This is a genomic window from Tannerella forsythia, from assembly GCF_003860135.1.
GTDB lineage: Bacteria > Bacteroidota > Bacteroidia > Bacteroidales > Tannerellaceae > Tannerella > Tannerella forsythia_A.
The window spans coordinates 1-17011 of the sequence record NZ_RQYN01000019.1 but is presented as its reverse complement, the minus strand read 5'-3'; the positions used below and the strand labels follow the sequence as shown (position 1 = coordinate 17011).

12 protein-coding genes are annotated in these 17011 nt (G+C 48.0%); 7 read left to right on the top strand and 5 right to left on the bottom strand.

Going from position 1 to position 17011, the window contains the following annotated elements; genetic code table 11:
* Position 1 precedes the first annotated feature (1 nt).
* Positions 2 to 2722: a pyruvate, phosphate dikinase gene (gene ppdK, locus EII41_RS06395; protein ID WP_124789905.1), complete on the bottom strand. Its 2721-nt coding sequence runs from the start codon at positions 2720 to 2722 to the stop codon at positions 2 to 4.
* A gap of 174 nt (positions 2723 to 2896) precedes the next feature.
* On the opposite strand from ppdK, the gene rlmD reads away from it, so the two are divergent.
* Positions 2897 to 4318, top strand: coding sequence for a 23S rRNA (uracil(1939)-C(5))-methyltransferase RlmD (gene rlmD, locus EII41_RS06390; protein WP_124789904.1), 1422 nt, complete (start codon positions 2897 to 2899; stop codon positions 4316 to 4318).
* Positions 4319 to 4348: 30 nt separating this feature from the next.
* The gene (locus tag EII41_RS06385) at positions 4349 to 5755 is read left to right on the top strand and encodes a transglycosylase SLT domain-containing protein (RefSeq protein ID WP_124789903.1); all 1407 of its coding nucleotides are present in this window, start codon (positions 4349 to 4351) and stop codon (positions 5753 to 5755) included.
* Positions 5756 to 5792: 37 nt separating this feature from the next.
* On the opposite strand, the gene EII41_RS06380 is transcribed toward EII41_RS06385, so the two are convergent.
* A complete protein-coding gene (locus EII41_RS06380) occupies positions 5793 to 6221 on the bottom strand; it encodes a hypothetical protein (RefSeq protein ID WP_124789902.1) in 429 nt (142 codons plus the stop codon).
* A gap of 84 nt (positions 6222 to 6305) precedes the next feature.
* Positions 6306 to 8093 (bottom strand): translation elongation factor 4, encoded by a 1788-nt coding sequence (lepA, locus tag EII41_RS06375; protein ID WP_124789901.1) that lies wholly within the window; start codon positions 8091 to 8093, stop codon positions 6306 to 6308.
* 89 nt (positions 8094 to 8182) lie between these two features.
* On the opposite strand from lepA, the gene EII41_RS06370 reads away from it, so the two are divergent.
* Positions 8183 to 10324: a tetratricopeptide repeat protein gene (locus tag EII41_RS06370; protein WP_124789900.1), complete on the top strand. Its 2142-nt coding sequence runs from the start codon at positions 8183 to 8185 to the stop codon at positions 10322 to 10324.
* Here the strand turns inward: EII41_RS06370 and galB are convergent.
* Together galB and EII41_RS06360 are read right to left on the bottom strand one after the other, a co-directional pair.
* A complete protein-coding gene (galB, locus tag EII41_RS06365; RefSeq protein WP_124789899.1) occupies positions 10309 to 12819 on the bottom strand; it encodes a beta-galactosidase GalB in 2511 nt (836 codons plus the stop codon). The genes EII41_RS06370 and galB overlap by 16 nt on opposite strands.
* A gap of 19 nt (positions 12820 to 12838) precedes the next feature.
* Positions 12839 to 14248 (bottom strand): glycoside hydrolase family 30 protein, encoded by a 1410-nt coding sequence (locus tag EII41_RS06360; RefSeq protein ID WP_260425505.1) that lies wholly within the window; start codon positions 14246 to 14248, stop codon positions 12839 to 12841.
* Between the two features lie 460 nt (positions 14249 to 14708).
* Between EII41_RS06360 and EII41_RS06355 the strand changes: the two genes are divergently transcribed.
* From EII41_RS06355 to EII41_RS06340, 4 genes are all read left to right on the top strand, one after another.
* Entirely contained in the window at positions 14709 to 15086 is a 378-nt protein-coding gene (locus EII41_RS06355) for a hypothetical protein (RefSeq protein ID WP_124789897.1), read from the top strand.
* A 412-nt stretch (positions 15087 to 15498) separates the two neighbouring features.
* Positions 15499 to 16110, top strand: coding sequence for a hypothetical protein (locus EII41_RS06350; RefSeq protein ID WP_124789896.1), 612 nt, complete (start codon positions 15499 to 15501; stop codon positions 16108 to 16110).
* Between the two features lies 1 nt (position 16111).
* Positions 16112 to 16432, top strand: coding sequence for a hypothetical protein (locus tag EII41_RS06345; RefSeq protein ID WP_124789895.1), 321 nt, complete (start codon positions 16112 to 16114; stop codon positions 16430 to 16432).
* 13 nt (positions 16433 to 16445) lie between these two features.
* Positions 16446 to 16862, top strand: coding sequence for a hypothetical protein (locus tag EII41_RS06340; RefSeq protein WP_124789894.1), 417 nt, complete (start codon positions 16446 to 16448; stop codon positions 16860 to 16862).
* Positions 16863 to 17011 lie beyond the last annotated feature (149 nt).

The window sequence follows — 17011 nt, the reverse complement described above, 5'->3', positions numbered from 1 at the left end:
ATTACGCTTCAATCGCAGCTTGCGCGGCCGCAATGCGTGCAATCGGCACCCGGAAAGGCGAACAGCTGACGTAGTCTAATCCTACCTGATGACAGAATTTTACCGACGATGGCTCTCCTCCGTGTTCACCGCAGATACCGCACTTCAAATCCGGACGTACGGCTCGACCTTTTTCCGTGGCCATACGGATCAACTGTCCGACACCATTCTGATCAAGCACTTGGAATGGGTCTACCTTCAGAATTTTCTTTTCCAGATAAATCGGAAGGAAGGAGGCGATATCGTCGCGTGAATAGCCAAACGTCATTTGAGTCAAGTCATTCGTTCCGAACGAGAAGAATTCAGCCTTCGAAGCAATCTTATTTGCTGTCAAAGCTGCACGCGGCACTTCGATCATCGTACCGACCTTAAAGTCGATTTTATCACCTTGTTCGGCAAAAAGCGCTTCTGCTTCGGCACGAATCACCTCTTCCTGCTCTTTGAATTCGTATACGATACCGGTGAGCGGCACCATAATTTCGGGATAAGTCGATACGCCTTCTTTTTTCAGTTCGAGTGCAGCTCCGAGGATCGCGCGTGTCTGCATCTGTGTAATTTCGGGATACGTATTCCCCAAGCGGCACCCGCGATGTCCGAGCATCGGATTCTGTTCGTGCAGAGCATCTACCCGTTGCCGGATGTATTCTACGCTTACGCCCATTGCATCGGCCAGTTCCTTTTGACCTTTCGGATCGTGAGGTACAAATTCGTGCAACGGAGGATCGAGCAGACGAACCGTGACGGGATAGCCGGCCATGGCTTTGAAGATTCCTTTGAAGTCGGCCTGCTGATAGGGCAGGATTTTCGCCAACGCTTTCTTTCGTCCTTCGGCGTTCTCGGAGAGAATCATTTCGCGCATGGCTTTGATTTTATCGCCTTCGAAGAACATGTGTTCCGTACGACACAATCCGATACCTACGGCTCCGAATCCGCGTGCCACTTCCGCGTCGTGCGGTGTGTCGGCGTTTGTACGTACTTTGAGGTGAGTATATTTGTCCGCCAGCTTCATGAGTTCTGCGAAGTCGTCGAGCAGTTCGGCGGCTTGCGTACGCACTTCATCTTTATACACTTCGCCCGTCGTACCGTTGATGGAGATATAATCGCCTTCCTTGAGTACTGTTCCGTCTATTTCGACTGTGCGATTTTTATAATCGATATTCAATGCTCCTGCACCCGATACGCAGCATTTTCCCATGCCACGGGCTACGACAGCGGCATGCGAGGTCATTCCTCCGCGAGCGGTCAGGATACCTTCGGCTACGGCCATACCCGCTAAATCTTCGGGCGATGTTTCAATACGTACAAGCACGATTTTATGCCCTTCGTCGTACCATTTCGCCGCATCATCTGCGAAGAATACGATCTGTCCCGTAGCTGCTCCCGGCGAGGCGGGAAGTCCGCGTGTCAGCACTTTGGCCTTTTTCAACGCTTCTTTATCGAATACGGGGTGAAGCAGCTCATCCAGTTTGTTCGCATCGATGCGTTTCAAAGCCGTTTTTTCATCGATCATGCCTTGACGTAGCAGGTCCATGGCAATCTTAACCATCGCCGCGCCGGTACGTTTTCCGTTACGGGTTTGCAGGAACCAGAGCTTGCCATCCTGTACGGTAAATTCCATATCCTGCATGTCGCGGTAATGATCTTCGAGCTTCGTCTGAATCGCGTCCAGTTCTTTATATATTTCGGGCATGGCTTCTTCCATCGAAGGGTACTCCGCTGCTCTGAGCGCTTCAGGCACACCGGCCAGTTCCGCCCAGCGTTGCGAACCGATCTTGGTGATCTGTTGCGGGGTGCGAATGCCGGCGACCACGTCTTCGCCTTGCGCATTGATCAGGTATTCGCCGTTGAACAAATCTTCGCCATTGCCTGCGTCGCGCGAGAAGCAAACACCGGTTGCCGAGGTTTCACCCATGTTACCGAAAACCATTGCCTGTACATTGACTGCTGTTCCCCATTCGGCCGGGATGCCTTCCATCTTACGATACAAAATGGCGCGTTCGTTCATCCACGAGTTGAAAACGGAGCAAATGGCTCCCCACAACTGCTCATAGGCTGAAGTCGGGAAATCGCGACCGGTTTGTTTCTTTACGGCAGCCTTGAATTTGGTGACAAGCTCCTTCAAGTCTTCCACTCCGAGTTCGTTATCGAGCGTGACGCCCTTGGCTTTCTTTACTTCTTCGATAATTTCTTCGAACGGGTCAATATCCTCTTTATTTTCAGGCTTCATTCCCAGTACTACGTCTCCGTACATCTGGACAAAGCGGCGATACGAGTCCCATGCAAAGCGGGGATTGTTCGTCTTACGCGCCAATCCTTCAACCACTTCGTCGTTGAGTCCCAGATTCAGGATGGTATCCATCATCCCGGGCATCGAAGCGCGGGCTCCCGAACGTACCGAAACGAGCAGAGGGTTCTCTACGTCTCCGAACTTGGAGTGCATCAATGATTCGACGTAGGCTACCGCATTTTTCACTTCGTCTTGCAGTAACTCTACCACTTTTTCTTTTCCGATTTTATAATACTCGTTGCAGACATCGGTTGTGATGGTAAATCCCGGAGGAACAGGCACTCCAATCAAGTTCATTTCTGCCAAGTTGGCTCCTTTTCCACCCAGCAGATTCCGCATATCTGCCCGCCCTTCGGCTTTTCCATTACCAAAGGTGTAAACTCTCTTTATTTCCATATATTTGTTGAATTATGATAAGTCATAGAAATCTCGACAGTGCAAATATAGCTATTTTGATCGCTGATTTCCAAATAAACCGCGAAGGTATTTTTATGTTTTAAAACTATTTTTGATTCTATCCGGAAGTTAGTTTTTATATTTGCGTGGCGAATTTTTTAATTATTCACAGATTTGACACGAAAAAAGAAACCCTTCCCGATACTGGAAGAGGTAGAAATCACGGATGTTGCGGCCGAAGGCAAAGCGATTGCCAAAGTGAGTGAAATGGTTGTTTTTGTGCCGTGGGCGGCACCGGGTGATGTGGTAGATATCCGTTTGACTCGCAAACGAAGTCATTATGCCGAAGGGAATGTTATCGCATTCCACAAGTACAGTGAGAAGCGGGCAACTCCTTTCTGCGAACATTTCGGGGTATGCGGAGGCTGCAAATGGCAGCATCTGCCTTACGAAGAACAGTTGCGCTATAAGCAAAAACAAGTTACGGATACGCTGACGCGAATCGGCAAGGTACCGATAGGAGAGGTGTTGCCGATTCTCGGTTCGGAGCGCACGATGCATTACCGTAACAAGCTGGAGTTTACATTTTCGAACAAGCGCTGGCTGACCGAACAGGAAGTGGCCTCCGGTATCGAATATACGGAGATGAACGCGCTGGGGTTCCATATTCCGGGCATGTTCGATAAGGTGCTCGATATCCGGCGTTGCTGGTTGCAGGACGATGTGTCGAACCGGATTCGGCTATGCGTGAAAAATTTCTGTCTGACGCACGAGGGTTATTCTTTCTTCGACTTGAAAAATCAGGAAGGCTTTGTGCGCACGTTGATGATACGTACCGCCTCGACCGGTGAGTTGATGGTCGTTCTGGCTTTCTTCAGAGAAGATAAGGCGCTACGCGAAGCCTTGTTGGAGCATCTGCTGGAGCAAATACCGGAAATTACGTCGCTGATGTATGTCATCAACGGGAAACGGAACGATACGCTGACCGACTTGGATATCGAGTTATATCGTGGGAAAGATCATTTGATTGAGCGGATGGAGGATTTGCAGTTTAAGGTGGGACCCAAATCATTCTATCAAACAAACAGCGAGCAGGCTTACCGGCTGTATGATGTAACGCGCGAGTTCGCCGGATTGAGCGGCAACGAAACGGTTTACGATCTTTACACCGGTACCGGGACAATCGCCAACTTCGTTGCCCGGAAAGCCCGCAAGGTAGTAGGTATCGAATATGTGCCCGAGGCAATCGAGGATGCGAAAGTAAACGCGCAACTGAACGGCATCGACAATGTCGCGTTCTTTGCCGGAGATATGAAAGATTTGCTCACGACGGCTTTTATCGAAGAACATGGCCGGCCGGACGTAATCATCACCGACCCCCCACGTATGGGTATGCACAACGACGTGATTGATACGATTCTGGCGGCATCGCCCGAAAAAATCGTCTATGTGAGTTGTAATCCGGCTACGCAGGCACGAGACATTGAGCGGATGAGTATCCGTTATGAGGTGGTAAAAATTCAGCCGGTCGATATGTTTCCGCATACGCATCATGTCGAAAACGTAGCCTTGCTTCGTAAAAAGAATGACCGATAGAGTTACGATGTAATACCATACTATAAAATAATGTATAGAAATACATTTGTCTTTCCGCTTGTGTCTTTGCTTCTGTTGCTGTGCGGATGCTACAGCGGAGGGAACCGTTCTCAGAGTGAAGAGACTTCATCCGATTGGCCTTCCATCAAAGAGAAGGGGGAGATAACGGCTGTGACGCTCAACAGTTCTACGTCGTATTTCCAATATAAGATGCAGGCGATGGGGTATGAGTACGATCTCATCGCCGACTTCGCCCGCCAGAACGGATTGCGTTTGAATATGAAGGTGGCCGAAAACATTACCCGCCTGATGGAGATGTTGCAATCGGGCGAGGCCGATGTTGCGGCTTATCCGATTACCATCGACAATAAGTTAAAAGAGCAGATGCTTTTTTGCGGCTATGAACGGCAATCGAATCTGGTTATCGTCCAGCGCGCCGGACGTGGAGATACGGTGTTGACCGATGTGACGCAACTCATCGGGAAAGAGGTCTGTATAAAACCGTATCGACGTTATCAAGAGCGACTCGAGAACCTCAACAGCGAGTTGGGAGGAGGAATCCGCATTGTCCATATCGATAAAGACACGATCTCGTCGGAAGATTTGATCGAGATGGTGGCAAAAGGCCAGATCGATTACACGGTGTGTGAAGACGATGTGGCCAGACTGAATCGGACGTATTACCGAAATATTAATATCAATCTGGCAATCAGTTTTAAACAGCGCTCTTCGTGGGCGGTGCGCAAGAACTGTCCGAAACTGGCTAAGGCTATTCATGCGTGGGCGTCGAACATAACCGGGAAAAGCTCTTATCAGTCGGCTATCAAACGTTACTTTGAACTTTCGAAAGTTTCACCGACGCTGATCGGTATGCCGAAGATAGCAAACGGACAAATCTCTCCGTATGACGATCTGTTCAAGCGTTATGCCGGCCGATTGGGGTGGGACTGGCGTTTGCTGGCATCCATTGCGTATCAGGAGTCTCGTTTTCAGCCTCAGGTTGTCGCTTGGAGCGGTGCCGAGGGACTGATGGGCATCATGCCGGCTACGGCGCGCGGGCTGGGATTTGACGCAGGAGAGATGCAAAATCCGGAAAAGAACGTACAGGCTGCGATTGAATGCCTGCGCCGTTTTGGAAAGGGATTTGTCTCGCTCGACTCGCTCGAACGTATCAAACTGACGCTGGCTTCTTACAATGCCGGAATCGGACATATTTACGATGCGCAAAGACTGGCGCAGAAGTACGGACGTAACCCGAACGTGTGGAACGACAACGTGGCCGAGTTTATCCGCCTCAAAGCCGAAGCGCAGTATTATACCGATTCGGTCTGCAAATTCGGTTATCTGCGCGGTACGGAGACGTATAATTATGTCTCCGATGTGCTGAACCGCTACGAATACTACCGGAAAGAAACGGAAAGCCTTGAGAACCGCTGATCGCACCTCCTTTGTGGTATATTCGATTGATTTTCAATTAATTTAACGAGTAAAGAGACGCGTTCCGGCGCCGGAAGCGTGCGAGGAACGGAAGGTCCGTTCTCACCAACCGTGCGTCCGTATAATCGTACGCGCGGCTCGTTGCGTTCAACCGAACTTCGGGGCGATACAACGCGTGTTTGGGGGATGCTTGAATAAAATTCGTTCTTTCCAACGCAAGTTTCGTTGGTGCACCCCGGACTTCGGGTCGATGTTCCGGCTCTTCGGGGCAATCTCCCCGAAACATCGGGGGAAGGAACGGAACTTGCGCGCGATCGCCAAAAAGTTTCGTTGCGTTCAACGGAACTTCGGTTGGAAGGAACGGAAGATCGGTAGAAGGCCACGAAACGCCGGCTCGCAGGGCCTGAAATCGCCCGCGTTTCACCCGATGTTTTCCGGCATCCGGCCAATGCCGCGTTGTTTTCAACAGGCTTCGCGTCGGGGCGTACGAATCTTCGGGGCGTCGTTACGCAACGGTTCCATGCTCCGACATTACGGCTTATGAATGATTTTATTCCAACTTCAAGACGGCAAGAAACGCTTTCTGCGGCACTTCGACCGTGCCGATCTGTTTCATCCGCTTTTTCCCCTCTTTTTGTTTCTCAAGCAGTTTGCGTTTACGCGAAACGTCACCACCGTAACATTTGGCTGTCACGTCTTTGCGGACGGCCTTGATCGTTTCGCGGGCAATGATTTTTGCCCCGATAGCCGCTTGTATGGCGATGTCGAATTGCTGTCGGGGGATCAATTCTTTCAACTTCTCGCACATGCGTCGGCCGAAGGTCACGCTGTTGTCGAAATGGGTGAGGGTGGAAAGGGCATCGACCGGCTCACCGTTAAGCAAAATATCGAGTTTGACGAGTTTGCCCGGCCGGTAATCGTGCAGATGGTAGTCGAACGACGCGTACCCTTTCGAAACGCTCTTGAGTTTGTCGTAAAAGTCGATCACGATCTCGCCCAAGGGGAGGTCGTAAAAAAGCTCGATCCGGTTGCCGGTAATGTAATCCTGCTTGATGAGAATGCCGCGTTTACCGAGACAGAGTGTCATAATCGGTCCGATATACGTGGTCTGTGTGATGATGGAAGCACGGATAAACGGTTCCTCGATATGGTCGATCTGCGTCGGGTCGGGCAAGCCGCCGGGGTTATGCACTTCGGTGCAGTTGCCTTTTTTGTCGTACACTTTATACGATACGTTCGGCACGGTCGTAATCACGTCCATGTCGAACTCACGATCCAAACGCTCCTGAATGATTTCCATGTGCAGCAGTCCGAGGAATCCGCATCGGAAGCCGAAGCCCAGCGCCACCGAACTTTCGGGTTGAAACGTCAGAGAGGCATCGTTCAACTGTAATTTTTCGAGCGAGGTGCGCAGGTTTTCAAAATCTTCGGGAGCAATCGGATACACACCCGCAAAGACCATCGGTTTCACCTCCTCGAACCCGGCGATGGCTTCGGAGGCAGGTCGTTTGACATGCGTAATCGTATCTCCGACTTTTACCTCTTTCGACGTTTTGATACCGGAGATGATATATCCCACATCGCCCGTACGCACTTCTTTGCGGGGGCTCATTTCGAGCTTCAGCACACCTACTTCGTCAGCATCGTATTCTTTGCCGGTAGCGATAAACTTCACATGGTCGCCCTGACGAATCGTACCGTTTACGACCTTGAAATAAGCGATGATTCCGCGAAACGAGTTGAACACCGAGTCGAAAATGAGACATTGCAGCGGGGCCTCCGGATCGCCCGAAGGAGGAGACACGCGCTCCACAATGGCGTTGAGGATATCATATACGCCGTCGCCCGTTTTACCGCTGGCGCGAAGAATCGAATCTCGCGGACAGCCGATCAGTTCGACGATCTGATCCTCGATCTCTTCAGGCATCGCACTCGGAAGGTCAATCTTATTGATCACGGGAATAATTTCGAGGTCGTTCTCGATGGCCATATATAAGTTCGAAATTGTCTGCGCCTGAATACCCTGCGCCGCGTCGACGATGAGCAGAGCACCCTCGCATGCCGCGATCGAACGCGATACTTCGTACGAGAAATCGACGTGTCCCGGCGTATCGATCAGGTTCAAGACATATTTCTCTCCCTTATATTCGTATTCCATCTGGATCGCGTGACTCTTGATCGTAATGCCTCGCTCGCGCTCCAAATCCATGTTGTCGAGCACTTGCGACTGCATGTCTTTTGCCGCTACGGTCTTCGTGTATTCGAGCAGGCGGTCGGCCAAGGTACTTTTCCCATGATCGATATGGGCGATGATACAAAAATTGCGTATATGATTCATTGTGTCAAATTTCTGTTTTGCCGGCAAAGATACGAATTTCAGGAAAATTTTCATACCTTTGGCATGGCTTTTGCTCTTTCGGAAAACAGATGACAATACAAGAGATACAGACCGCTTGTGCACGTACGACGGAAGCGCTCGATCGGGGAGCGCTCAAGACAGCCTTTGACACGCTTCAAGGGCTGATCGCCGGTTCACAGACGTATACTTATCAAAACAAACTCGACGAATTACAGGAGACGTATCAATACATGCTCCGTTACTATATAGAAGGTTCGGGAGACCCTATGCAGGAACAGATTTACGCAGGTATCCGGACGCAAACATACGAGCTGACAGATCGACTGCGACATGAACTTTTGGCAGATATTTCTCCCGCCACCTATTATGCCGTCCGTCGTACGCTGATGCTTCAGCCCGTCGAGACCGGCACCCTGCTTAAACAAACTCCGTTCTATGCCGAGGCCGGAGAAACGGAAGCGTACGAGGCCTCCGTAAACCGTCTGTTCGGACATCTCTGGACAACAACTTTTCTCTCGCAAGAGATCGTCGTTGCTGTTCGGGAAGCACTGGCCGATGCTCACTATCCGTCGGCAGCCAGAAGTCAGATCGTTTCGGCTCTTTGGCTCGGTCTGCAAGAGACATTCGACAAGGAGAAGCTGCTGCTGCTGTTCGATGCGGCTTCGTCTACGTCCGACGAAACCATTCGTATCCGTGCGCTGATTGCCATCTGTTTGACACTGTACACTTATCGCCGGCGCATCGCGTTTTATCCGGAGATGGAACGTCGGCTCGGACTGTTGGCCGAAGCACCTGATTTCAAACGACTCCTACTGACCATCATTCTCCGCTTTATCCTCGCGCGTGAGACAGAGAAAGTATCGCATAAACTGCAGGAAGAAATTATTCCGGAGATGATGAGACTACGCCCTAAAATCAATCCGGGGGCTTCATGGTCTGATCTCATCACGGAGCTTTCGGGCGATGAGATGAATCCGGAATGGAAAAGCGACAAACTCTCGAAATGGCTCGAAGAGTACACCGAAATGCAGGAAGAAGGTATTGATGTGATGCACTCGACATTCATTCATCTCAAGCATTTCCCGTTCTTCCGGGAGATCGGCCACTGGTTTCTGCCGTTTTCGACCGAACATTCCGCGCTGAAAGACGGAGTGAATACCGGTGTGGGGACACTCGACACGCTATTGCAAGCGTCGTTTATGTGCGACTCCGATAAATATTCGCTTTACTTCAGCCTGCTGCAAATACCCGAATCACATCGAAAAATGATTCTTCATCAGCTTGACGGACAAATCAATCAGATGAACGAACAGCAGACCCGAGAACTGAAAAACAGACTCACGAAAGCCGAAAATATCATCGGCTTGTATATTCAGAACCTTTACCGTTTCTACAAACTGTATCCCCGACATTCCGATTTCGACGACATCTTCAACGAAAAACTCGATTTTCATCATCTCGCCATGTTGAAACCTTACGTTTCGGATACCGAAACGTTATCGCAAATTGCCGAGTTTTACCTCCGAAAAGGATATTTCGAGGATGCTTTGACGATTTACAACTCCCTGATCGAACAAGGTGCAGGCGATGAGATGCTGTATCAGAAATCGGGCTATTGCCGACAGATGACCGGCGATATACAAGGAGCTCTTCGCGACTACCTGCGTTCGGAGATGCTGAATCCGGAAAGCCAATGGCTGATCCGCCGCATTGCCGGGTGCTACCGTACGTTGAAACAGCCCGAAGAGGCCTTGAAGTTCTTCCTTCGCTACGACCAACGTGAGCCGGACAATCTTTCCATCCTGATGAATATCGGACATTGTTATTTGGAGCAGAAAAACTATCACGAAGCCTTGAAATATTATTTCAAGGTAGATTATATCAGTCCCGACAACGGCAAGGCGCAACGGGCCGTCGCGTGGTGTTCGTTCCTGATCGGGAAATATGATCAGGCACGTAATTATTACCGGAAAATTATTGACGGTCAACAACCTCAGGCGCAGGATTTTCTCAATGCCGGACATACCGAATGGGCCGTACAGAATATGAAAGGAGCCCTTGAACGATATAAGCAATCGGTAGCTGCCGCCGGCGATTTTAAGGCGTTTCAAGAATTATTAAAGGAAGACATTCCCGACCTGATACGCGCCGGTATCAAACCGTCGGAAATGCCTTTACTCATGGATCAGTTGCGTTATTCGCTCGGATGACTTTCCAAATGTAATACCGCTCCTTTTATCCCTTTGGCCGATGCTTCGAACGTAATCGTTCCCGCTTTCTCTCCCGACTGTACGATGGCCGTCAACATGCCTTTGAAGAGCGGCATTTCGGGCAGATGAAACGGTTGTAAGCAAGTTACATCGCCGTTGGCTGCCGCGCGGTACGAACCTGCCCCCTTCACCTTAAAACGAATCATTTTATCGGCTTCGGGGCATAAGTTACCGTCCTTATCGACAACTCTTACCGTGATGAATGAGAGGTCTTTGCCATCGGCTTGCAACGAAGTGCGGTCGGCCGACAACTCAATTCGATGCGGTTTGCCCGCCGTGTGCATTTCTTTTTCGGCCACAGTCTTGCCGTTATCGTCATAAGCCACCACTTTCACGGTGCCCGGCTCGTATTTCGTATCCATCCACATCAGCCGATAACGCTTCTGGCGAGTGAACGAAGCGGCGTCTTCCGGAGTATTGCTGTTCTCCTGCGTTACGGTCATGTCTTTCGATCGTTTGCCCTGACTGACTCCGTTGATAAACAACTCGGCCGACGGGTAGTTCGTGTAAACAAAAACCGGAGTAACTTCTCCCTCACGTCCCGGCCACGTCCAGTGCGGAAGGATATGCAACGTTTCCTCTTTCTTGTTCCAATGACTGCGATACAGATAATAGCGATCTTTGGGAATACCGGCTAAATCAATGATTCCGAACAGTGAGCTGTGGTTGGGCCAGTCGCTGTAGTAAGGGGTCGGTTCGCCGAGGTAATCGAATCCGGTCCATACAAATTCGCCGATGCAGTAGGGACGATCTTCGTGCTGTATAAAGTCGTCTTCCGGAAGGCTTGACCAGTTGCAATGCTCCACATCGTAACTGCTGCTCTGATGATCTTCGTAACGTGCCATCGCTTTACGCTCGACCGGGAATTTATAGACACCGCGCGAGCTGACGGTCGACGCCGTTTCGCTCCCCAGAATGATTTGCTGTGGTAGTTTTTCGTAGGCTTCATCATAGGCTTTCAGGCGATAATTCATGCCTACGACATCGAACGTAGCAGCAAAATTATTATTGATGATGGCCGATCCCTGATCCATCCCCGCTGTTACCGTGCGAGTAGGGTCTTCGCGATGACAGATATCCTGCATCCTTCGGGCGAGATAAACGCCACCGGGCGCTACCTGATCAGGTACCTCGTTACCGACACACCACATCACGACGCTCGGATGATTACGATAACGGCGCACCAGATTCACCAAATCTTTTTCCATCCATTCGTCGTAGAAAAGGTTATATCCATTCCGGCACTTGGGCGTCTTCCATTCGTCGAAGCTCTCTACCATAACCATCATTCCCATCTCGTCGCAGGCCTCGATCAGTTCGGGTGCCGGCATATTGTGCGATGTGCGGATGGCATTGCAACCCATGTCTTTGAGGATGCGTATCTGTCGGCGGATCGCTGCGTCGTTGACTGCTGCTCCCAACGGTCCCAAATCGTGATGATTGCATACACCTCGAAAGAATGTTTTCACTCCGTTCAGGTAGAAACCGTCGTTCGGACGGATTTCGAGCGAGCGGATACCGAATCGACCGGTCTGCTCGTCTTTCAACACATTATCAAGGTAGAGCCTTGTCACCGCCGTATAAAGCGATGGCGTTTCGGGTGTCCAGAGCAACGGATCGTTGATCCACAGCGAAGTTTCCGTACATCCATCCACCAGCAAAGACGTGTCGATTTTCGACGAAACGACCCCGAGTTCCCGTCCGTCGGGCGTGCGGATTTCCGTTTCCAATCGTAACTCGCCACGTGTCGAGGAAGGATACGTCAGCTGCGTACGGAATACGACTTTGGCATTTTGTTTACGCACGACAGGGGTCATGATCTGTGTGCCCCATAACGGAAGATGCACATCGTCCATCGTGATCAGGTGTACATGGCGATAAATACCTGCTCCCGGATACCAGCGTGAAGATTCCGGCTTGTTTTCGAGCCGTACGGCCAACGTATTGCTACCCTCGCGGTTGATGTTGTCTGTTACATCGAAATAAAAGGAATTATATCCGTAGGGCCAGTGTCCGACTTCGTGACCGTTTACATAAACGCGTGCGTTGCTCATCGCACCGTCGAAGAGAAGAATGACACGCTGTCTCTGCGCGGATGCCGCCAGTTGAAACGTCGTACGGTACCAGCCGACTCCGACGAAAGGCAGTCCTCCCGTTCGTCCGGCATGCTCCATGGCCTCTTTCTGACCATCCTGCGTGATAGCTACTTCCTGTTTGTCGTGATGGATGCTGAATGGGCCGTAAATCGCCCAATCGTGCGGTACCGTCACTTGTTGCCATCGGCTGTCGTCAAAACCCGGTTCGGCCGATCGAGCATCGTCCGTTCGTGTAAACCGCCAATTTTTTTCCAATAATGTTTCTGTTCGCACTTGTGCTGTCGCCATACTCAGTGCCATACATCCGGTCATAAGACCTGCTATCCATTTTCGTTTCATCTTACTATTTATATTTGTTTTATGGTTTATCGTTCCATCGGTAGGAGACTATAGAACTGCCCGGCAGATTACACCGGATCAAACGCTCGCCTTCGCCCATGAAAAACGTACAGGGAGCTGAAGATTCATTCATTACGACGAAAGCACAACTACCGTTCGGATTCAGAAAAGCACTGCCTGTAACCCCTTCCGGTAATTTGCCTTCGATTCCGATACGCACGGCTCCGGGCTTCACGACCGATGCCAAATGTGCAATCACAAAATAATGCGAGTTGCGAGTGATGGTTTTATAATTCGTCGTATCGATATCAACAGCCCCGTAACAGTTCCGACAGCCACCTTCACGGTTAGGTCCCTGTCCGCTATCGAGCATCAGGTTCCAGACAATAACCCCCTTACAGTGATTATTCACCGTTCCCAGTCCGATTTCGCGCATATCTTCGAGCAGACGCGTCCGGAAATTGTGCCCGTCATTCCATTCGCCGATGGACGCTTCGGTAAATACCAGCTCTTTATCGGGGTAAGCCGCGTGAATGCGGTTCAGTTCGCTTTTATCGCCCGAATAATGATGATATGCCGCCCCGGCAATGTAGGACGCCGCTTCGGTATCGGCGTAAAGATGTAGCGGATAATCCTGCTGATCTTCCATTCGATCGTAATCGTAATTGTGATCGAAAACATAAATTTTTGTTTTCAGTCCGGAAGCGTTGAACTTCGGGCCGAGCGCCGTTTTCACGAATGTGAGCTGTTCACGCCATCCCATAAACAGAGAAGCCGAGTTCCCTCGATTCAGCGGTTCATTCTGAGGGGTAATGGCATAAATTGGAATGCCTTCTTTCTCAAAGGCCTGTATCCATTTTACGAAATATGTAGCATAATCGTTGTAATACAGTGGATTGAGATGTCCACCGGTCCATGAACGGAAGACGCGCTTCGTTTTCAGGTCGGAGATTTTCATCCAAGTCGGACAAGTCCACGACGAACCCATCACTTTCAACGACGGATTGATTCGCAAAATTTCTTTCAGGACAGGCATGACGTACATGGTTTCTTCGGCCGTCAGCGAAAAATGTTCAATGCCTTTCTTATCGCAACATGTATATTCGCTCAGCGAAAAATCGGAACAACCGATCGAAATACGTACATAGCTGAATCCCATCTTGTCGGGGGAGAACGTTTCATAAAGGAAGGCCGAACGGTCTTCCGGTGTCATCCGCATCAGGTTATAGGCTGTCGAACCTGTGAGAGCAGCCCCGAAACCGTCCATCGTCTGATAACGCACTGCCGTATCGAGCGTAATAAGCCTATCTGTATCTTTCAGATCTTCTTCATGAAACGAAATGATTTCATAAGCGAACTCTTTGGTACGGTCGGACGTTGTCGTAAACAAATCGACTGTTTCTACAGACTGAAATTCGCAACCGCACATTCCTATCCCTGCGAGGAGTACCCCACATAGCCATTGATACATTTTTTTCATACCATCTATTTAAATATGGCGTAAATATAGGTACAAAAAACGAATATGAACTTTTTTCATGAGATTATCTAAGGCGCTGTTTAAAAATGGAAGATTTATGGTGTCTGTATTCTATGGATTTGCTTATTTATCTCCTTAGAATATCCTTACAGGCGTTGAAATATTGATTATTTAACACCATAACTAAACGCTCTATTTCCCGGGCATCAAAAGAAACAGGCAAAATATTTGCATGTTATCAAAAAACGTTGATACCTTTGTCGTACCATAACAAAAAAACAACACTATGGAAAACGACCGATACTTCACCCGGCAAGCCGATGCGCCTCGCAAACCGCACCGGAGGCGCAGCGTAAAAGAAATATCCGAAACGCGGAAATCAATTATCAATTTTTAAAAATAGAAAAACATGAAACAGCAAATCATTTTATGGATAGGTGCCCTGCTTTTGCTAACAGCAGCAGCGGGGTGCGAGAAGAAAGATCAAGCATCTTCAATAGAAGGAAAATGGAGTTTAATTAAAAAACAAGGAGGTTTTTCCGAAGAGAAAACGTTTGAAATCAATGAAGTCTTGTGTATTTTTTATTCTAACGGATTAGTTGAGGTTAAAACAACATTATCTCCTGCTCCATTTTTATCCGAAGGCACATATAAATATTCACTTACATCTGAAAAAGTGATTATAATAAATGGTAAATCGTATGAGTTTAGTATCAACCAACATCAATTACGGTTAATAGATAATGCCGTATCAGACGGTGATATTTTTGAATTTCGCAAAATATAAATACAGGTCATCATGAAAGATACTAAACTAAATAGATAGATTACGAATTATGAGGTACTGTGGACCTTTATTAAATGTTGAGTTGTTTAATCGTTGATTTGTTTTGATTGTTGGCTGAATGCTGATAGCTGAACGCTGACTGACAATTAAAAACGTAGCAAAAGAAATAAAAAGTCTCGCGAGTGAAAAAAATAACATTTGATTCAGCAGCGTTTTGTGCCTTTTTTGTATCATATACAAAGAAACATTTGATAATGCATCTTTTTATGAACTTTACCAGACAAACAATGGAAGGGATAAACAAGATTTCTCCTCGCAGACAAGCCGATGCACCTCGCAAACCGCACCGGAGGCGCAGCCTAAAAGAAATATCCGGAACGCGGAAAACAAGTATAAACTTTTAAAAAAAGATATGAAGACAAAGAAAAAAGCATTATTTGTAAGCCTGTTATTTCTATGGATAACAGCGGGAATGACAGGCTGCAACAAGAATGATGATCAGCTATGGGAGATATCACCCTATGGAAAGCAAACTGTTATAGAGCGGAAGATAAACGGTATTGCTTTTAAGTTTTGTCTGCTTAATGAACAGGGAAAACCGGCTACTGTCTTTAAAGAAGGAGAAAATTTCAGCTTTTATTTCCGGATAAAAAATGAGACGGGAAAAAATTTGTACTACAATGCCTATCCATGTGCCTATTCGGACAATTTCTTTTCCGTTTCCGACTCTTCCGGGAAAATAGTTGGAAAATCTTACGAAGCATTGCCCCAAACAGATATAGGTATAGCAGCTTATCCATTTAACAATAACGACAGTTACACCTTCAAAGTAGCGTGGCTGCATTCTGAAAAATCAATCGTTCAAGGTGGAGATTTTGATTATAAGAGCCTAAAAAGAGAGCATCTTAAAACCGGAAATTATTACACCGGTTTCTCTCATAAATTTAAATTGTTCCCTGCTTCGGGAGACAAACATATAGAAATAGAGGACATTCATTTCAAAATCAATTTTAAAATCCGATAGCATGAAAAAGAATATCATTTTATGGATAGGTGCCCTGCTTTTGCTGATAGCAGGAGTGGGGTGTGAGAAGAAAGATCATTCCGAGTCTGAAATTATTGCAACGGGAACATTGATTTATGACCCGACAGCAGCAGTTTTGTGTACTCCAAGAACACATATTTTAAAAAGAAAGAATGATGATTTAGAATTAATCTTTCTTTCTAATGGCGAAGCTATTAGAATGTATGATAATGCGGTTGTTACAATCTACGGTACTAAGGTAAAACAACTAAGTAAGACATGTCCAAATGTAGTTGAAGTCAAGAAAATATTTAAAAACTAAACATTAAAAAAACATGAAAACAAAAATTATTGTATGGATAAACGTCCTGCTCATAATGATGGCAGGAGCAGGATGTGAGAAAAAAAATTCCGAGGAAGAAAGCCGCATCTCTTGTCCATGCGAATGCGTGGAAGAGAAGATTCCGATTACAACTCTTAACAATGAGAGCGCCCGCATCCGATATAAAAAACTGGACAATCATGTTTCTTTTGTATTAGACAACAAGGAACTTGTGCATGAGCATTATCTCATTCTACTCGGATGTGATATGGCTCCCCAAGGATGTGATATTCCTGAAAAATACAAGGAAGATGGCCTCCCCGTTATAATCAGTGGAGAAGTCTTTGATTGTAGCGAATATATCAAGCCGTGGATTAAACGGGCTCCTGTTTACTTTATTAAATTGTCAACCATAAAAAAGAAGATATGAAGACAAAAATCATTTTATGGATAGGTGCCCTGCTTTTGCTGATAGCAGGAGCGGGGTGTGAAAAAGAAACACTTCCTCCGAATCAAGCCAAGGGAAAAGTTTTGGGACCTACAGGCCCTTGTCAGGGGTATGCACTCTATATAGAAGTT

Bases quoted from the DNA above. Each gene is read 5' to 3' on its own strand.
- EII41_RS06340 (WP_124789894.1), top strand. From the start codon at position 16,446: ATGAAAACAAAAATTATTGTATGGATAAACGTCCTGCTCATAATGATG.
- lepA (WP_124789901.1), bottom strand. From the start codon at position 8,093: ATGAATCATATACGCAATTTTTGTATCATCGCCCATATCGATCATGGG.
- galB (WP_124789899.1), bottom strand. From the start codon at position 12,819: ATGAAACGAAAATGGATAGCAGGTCTTATGACCGGATGTATGGCACTG.
- EII41_RS06360 (WP_260425505.1), bottom strand. From the start codon at position 14,248: ATGTGCGGTTGCGAATTTCAGTCTGTAGAAACAGTCGATTTGTTTACG.
- EII41_RS06385 (WP_124789903.1), top strand. From the start codon at position 4,349: ATGTATAGAAATACATTTGTCTTTCCGCTTGTGTCTTTGCTTCTGTTG.
- ppdK (WP_124789905.1), bottom strand. From the start codon at position 2,722: ATGGAAATAAAGAGAGTTTACACCTTTGGTAATGGAAAAGCCGAAGGG.
- EII41_RS06355 (WP_124789897.1), top strand. From the start codon at position 14,709: ATGAAACAGCAAATCATTTTATGGATAGGTGCCCTGCTTTTGCTAACA.
- EII41_RS06350 (WP_124789896.1), top strand. From the start codon at position 15,499: ATGAAGACAAAGAAAAAAGCATTATTTGTAAGCCTGTTATTTCTATGG.
- EII41_RS06370 (WP_124789900.1), top strand. From the start codon at position 8,183: ATGACAATACAAGAGATACAGACCGCTTGTGCACGTACGACGGAAGCG.
- EII41_RS06345 (WP_124789895.1), top strand. From the start codon at position 16,112: ATGAAAAAGAATATCATTTTATGGATAGGTGCCCTGCTTTTGCTGATA.